General features: G+C 61.7%; 4 protein-coding genes and 1 pseudogene. 3 read left to right on the top strand and 2 right to left on the bottom strand.

The features are described 5' to 3' along the window. Positions 1 to 110, top strand: a 110-nt coding sequence (locus ACJWXQ_RS12005) for a cold-shock protein (RefSeq protein ID WP_406672893.1), incomplete at its 5' end; no start/stop codon positions are given. A 375-nt stretch (positions 111 to 485) separates the two neighbouring features. Here the strand turns inward: ACJWXQ_RS12005 and ACJWXQ_RS12000 are convergent. After that, complete coding sequence (locus ACJWXQ_RS12000; protein WP_406672892.1) at positions 486 to 2,573, bottom strand: S9 family peptidase; 2,088 nt, start codon at positions 2,571 to 2,573, stop codon at positions 486 to 488. 101 nt (positions 2,574 to 2,674) lie between these two features. Here ACJWXQ_RS12000 and ACJWXQ_RS11995 point away from each other — a divergent pair, with 101 nt between their 5' ends. Next, entirely contained in the window at positions 2,675 to 3,667 is a 993-nt protein-coding gene (locus ACJWXQ_RS11995; RefSeq protein WP_406672891.1) for an oxidoreductase, read from the top strand. Positions 3,668 to 3,997: 330 nt separating this feature from the next. On the opposite strand, the gene ACJWXQ_RS11990 is transcribed toward ACJWXQ_RS11995, so the two are convergent. Then, positions 3,998 to 4,201: a cold-shock protein gene (locus ACJWXQ_RS11990; protein WP_406672890.1), complete on the bottom strand. Its 204-nt coding sequence runs from the start codon at positions 4,199 to 4,201 to the stop codon at positions 3,998 to 4,000. A gap of 602 nt (positions 4,202 to 4,803) precedes the next feature. On the opposite strand from ACJWXQ_RS11990, the pseudogene prpB reads away from it, so the two are divergent. Continuing rightward, a pseudogene (gene prpB, locus ACJWXQ_RS11985) lies at positions 4,804 to 4,934 on the top strand (methylisocitrate lyase); the annotation flags it as partial.

Genomic DNA, 4,934 nt, shown 5'->3' with positions numbered 1-4,934 from the left:
CCGGCATCACCGGGGATGGTTTCAAGACCCTGCACGAAGGCCAACAGGTTCAGTTCGAAACCAAGGAAGGGCCCAAGGGCCTCCAGGCGGTGGAAGTCTCCGCCCTCTGAACCGCCGATGTCGGTCTGCATGGATCGACACCGGTAAAAAAAGACCCCGCCATCCGGCGGGGTCTTTTTTTGGCCTCGCGCAGAGACGCAGAGACGCAGAGACGCTGAGTGCGCTGGGGCCTTGGCCGGGTTGGCTGCCGTGCCGCTTCGGGAGGACAGTTGCCGATTTCTTGCCTGGGCTGGGGCTCGCGCAGAGAGCGCTAAGGACGCCAAGAAAACCCGCCAAGATTATTTTAACTTTGCGCCCTTGGCGCCCATTGCGCGAGGCAACACCCCGCTACCGCAGCAGCACGGCCTATCCGGAGTGGCACGGCGACTTACTCCGGCAGTGCCCCACAAAACTCAGCGTCTCCGCGTCTCTGCGCGAGATTCCTACTATTCCTCCGAGTCCTTGAGCTCGACGGTGTCGATGTCCACTCGCAGGGTGTCCAGGGTGTCGGCCACTTCGTCTGTCATGTCGGATTGGTAGCGGCCGCCCAGGTGTTCGGCGAGGAAGCGTTCCACGTCGGCGTACATGGCCAGGCGGTTGAGGCGCCCGGCGAAGCCGTGGCCTTCGTCCTCGGCCACCAGGTATTCCACCGGCCGTTCCAGGTCCCGCATGGCCACCACGATCTGGTCGGATTCGTGCTGAACCACGCGGGGGTCATTGGCACCCTGCACTACCATCAGCGGCGCGGTGATTTCTTCCGCCGAGAACAGCGGTGACTGCTTCTTCAGTCGTTCCCGATCGGCCTCATCATCCGGATCACCCACACGATCGACAAAGATCTGCCGGATCGGGCCCCAGTAGGGCGGAATGGAATTGAGCAGGGTGATGATGTTGGAGGGTCCCACGATGGATACCCCGGCGGCATACAGGTCCGGTGTGAAGGCGAGCCCGGCCAGGGTCGCATAGCCGCCATAGGAGCCTCCCATGATCCCGACTCGGTCCGGATCAACAATGCCTTCATCAATCAGGTAGTTCACCCCGTCAGTGATGTCGTGTTGCATGTAGCCGGTGCCCCATTCCTCATTACCAGCGTTGAGGAAGGCCTTGCCAAAGCCGGTGGAGCCCCGGAAGTTGGGCTGGAATACCGCATAGCCCCGGTTGGCGAGGAACTGGGCATTGGCGTCGTAGCCCCACATGTCCCGGGCCCAGGGGCCGCCGTGGGGATTGACCACCAGGGGCAGGTTCTCGGCCGGCAGGCCCTTGGGCAGGGTGAGATAGCCGGGAATCTCGAGCCCGTCCCGGGCCTCGTAGCGGATGGGTTTCATTTCGGCCAGGTGTTCCACCGGCAGATTGGGCCGCGGCCGGTAGAGGAGTTCCAGCTCGCCACTGTCCCGATCAAAGAGATAGGTCGCTCCGGGATCGGTATCGGAGGTCAGGGTGACCAGCCGATAGCGGCGATCATGACTGGCGGAGGTGAAATAGATATCGCCATCGCCTTCCAGGGATTCACGCACATGCCGGAAGTCTTGCTCGAAGCGTTCTTCCCTTGGATAGACGCGCAGGCGGTCACCGACGTAATAGGTTGCCACCAGCTCCCGGGTGATGGGGTCGAACTCGGCGCCGGCGAAATCCACCTCACCCTGCGGGTCCCGGTCCACCAGTTCCTCTTCGCCGCTGGCCGGATCAAACAGCACCAGTTCGCTCAGGTCCCGGTCGCCGGTATTGGTTTGCATGTAGAAGCGCTCACCATCGGCGTGGAACTGGATGGGTGAGCATTCCTCATCGATGCCGCAGGTAAGCAGCGGCTCTTCCACCAGTTCATCGTCCTCGAACTGGTGGACGGACCACCCGCCCTCCTGCCGCTGACGCATGCCGAGGCGCAGATTCCCGTCCAGGTCAGCGGTGAAATCGGCGATTCCGACATCATTCTGGAACACCCGTTCCCGCTCACCGCTCTCCAAGTGGACGCGATAGACATCGTGCAACTGGGGGTTGCGGTCATTCATGCCCACCAGAATCCATTCGGGATGCTCACGGGGTGCGCTGATGACCCGGGCCTGGATGTTGTCATAGGGCGTCAACTCAAAGGCCTCCGGCACCCGCTTGTCCTCTGCCGGCTCCTCGGTGGGATCAACTCGATAAAGACGGAAGTTCTCGTCCCCACCCCGGTCCTGCATGAAGATCACATAACGGCTGTCCTGGCTCCACCAATGACTGCCGATGGGACGGTCACGGTCGTCAGTGAGCGGACGGGCCTGATCAAAATCCTCCCCGCGACGCTTGATCCAGACGTTACGCACATCGTCCAGGGGCTGGTGGAAGGTTACCCACTCCCCGTCTGGTGAGAGTTGGCCGCCGCTTATCTTCGGGTCATCGAAGAAGATGTCCCGGTCAATGATCGGCGGAAGCTGAGCGGTTTCTTCGCGATCCATGTCGGTTTCCATGCGGGTGTCGGCGTCGTCTTCCTGGCTTGCGCAGGCCGCAAGGCCCGCGATCAGCAGGAGGACGGCGAGTTGATAGGCGCGATTGAGCATAATTCCCCCCGGTCTTGGGCGGTATGATGGATGATCAAAGTTAAGGCCACAAACATGGCAGAATAGGCACAAATTCTGGAAATTCAACGTGGAGCCGCAAAATGTCCGAAAAATTTCGTGCTTTCCGCATTCACGATCACGACGGCGAGATCGAGTCCGGTTTCGAGCAGCTTTCGCTGGACGATCTGCACCCTGGCGAGGTGGTGATCCACGCCGAATATTCCAGCATCAACTATAAGGATGCCCTCGCCGCCACTGGCAAGGGCAAAATCCTGCGTACCTCCCCCTGCATTGGCGGGATCGATGTGGCCGGGACCGTGGAAAGCAGCAGCGATTCGCGTTTCAGCGAGGGCGACAAAGTCCTGGTCACCGGTTGTGGCCTGGGTGAGGCCCATGATGGCGGCTATTCGGAGAAGGTGCGGGTCCCGGCCGACTGGATCGTGCCCATTCCCGAGGGCATGGACAGCCGTCAGGCCATGGCTATCGGCACCGCCGGATTCACCGCCGCGCTCGCCATCCACCGCATGGAGCACAATGGCCAGGCCCCGGACCAGGGCAAGGTGGTGGTGACCGGCGCCACCGGCGGTGTGGGCAGTTTCGCCATCAATATGCTCGCCGGGCTCGGCTATGAAGTCAGTGCCCTGACCGGCAAGGCCAGCGAGGCCGATTACCTGAAGAAACTGGGCGCCAGCGAGATCCTGCTCCGGGATGAAACCGACTTCGGCAAGCGGCCCATGGAAAAAACCCGGTGGGCCGGCGCGGTGGATAATGTCGGCGGCGAGGCCCTGAGCTGGCTGACCCGCACCGTGGGCTGGTGGGGCAATATCGCCGCCATCGGCAATGCCGCCAGTCCCAGGCTGGAGACCACCGTCTTCCCCTTCATCCTGCGCGGCATCAATCTGCTGGGGATCAACTCCATGGCCACCCCCATGCCCCTGCGCCGTCAGGTCTGGGAGCGCATCGGCACCGATTTGAAACCCGGCAAGCTCGATCTCATCCTCAGCCAGGAAGTCGCCTTCGATGAGCTGCCGCCGGTCTTCGACGACTTCATCGCCGGCAAGATCCGCGGGCGGACCGTGGTCAAGATCCAGTAAGAACTCGCGCAGAGGCGCGGAGACGCTGAGTGGGGTGGGGCCGTGCTCGGGTGCCGCGCCGTGCCGCCTCGGCTAGCCCGTTGCCGGTGCCAGGCCTTGTTTGGGCCTCGCGCAAAGGCGCAAAGAAAAGCAAAGAAAGTTTGTGTTCTGGAGTGGCATCGCTGCCTCTCCCACAAGCACGTCCTTTATATTATTGCCGGTTTTCCTTGGCGTCTTAGCGTCTCCGCGTCTCCGCGTCTCCGCGCGAGATCCAAAAAGAAAAAGCCCCGCCGAGGCGGGGCTTTTTCGTCGATCGAATTCGGGCCGGTCAACCGGTCCGATTTCGGTGGTTCAGAGACCCACCACCTCGACCGCCTGGAGACCCTTGGGGCCTTCCTTGGTTTCAAACTCGACCTGCTGGCCTTCGGCCAGGGTCTTGAAACCATTGCCGGCGATGCCGGAGAAATGGACGAAAACGTCCTTGCTGCCATCTTCGGGGGCGATGAAACCGAAGCCCTTGGCTTCGTTGAACCACTTCACAGTACCGGTTTGCATGTTGCTAACTACCTTATTACTTGCTTGATTGAGCGAGCCGGATCCGCGCGGGATCGTGAGGCTCTGTTAAATGCTGCTCGGGAATGCCGGACCGATGGACGCAGTTTCGACCGTGCGGGGCGAATTGGCCCGCGGCCGACTTCCTGCAGAAGGTTTTCGATCGGAGGGAAATCAGGAAGGATTCTTCTCTTTACGAACTACTTGCTGCAACAGCGAGAACCTTTGTACGCACCTTGCGGGGGGATTGCAAGCTTTTTCGAAAAATATTTCTTCGAGCGGGGTGGGGCCTGTTTCCAGCGGTTCGGATTGTAGCGGCCGGCTGCGAGCTACGAGCTACGAGCTACGAGCCGACAAGGGAGAAGGGTTGGGCTTGAGTGCCAAGTGGGTGGCGGCTGACTGGTATTGTGGGAGAGGCTTCAGCCTCGATGGTTGCCCTCGGATGGCACTGCCGACGCTAATGCCTCCCACCTCGGGGCTGCCGTCTCGCCGCTCGGCGCTCGTAGCTCGCCGCTCCAAATGGCGCCAAATCGCCCAATCCGGTAGAATCTGCCGCCCCAATGGGGCCAAGTCCCCGCCCGATCCCGAATTCTAAAGAGGTCCGCATGAGCCAAGTATCCGCTGGCGCCCGCCTCTGGCAGGCCCTTGATGCCGAGCGTCCGCTGCAGGTGGCGGGCACGATCAACGCCTATTCCGCCCTGCTCGCCGAGCAGGCCGGCTTCCGTGCCATTTATCT

The organism is Natronospira sp. (assembly GCF_007134575.1).
Lineage (GTDB): Bacteria > Pseudomonadota > Gammaproteobacteria > Natronospirales > Natronospiraceae > Natronospira > Natronospira elongata.
Note: the sequence above shows the minus strand (reverse complement) of the source record. Positions and strands in the feature narration are given on the sequence as shown.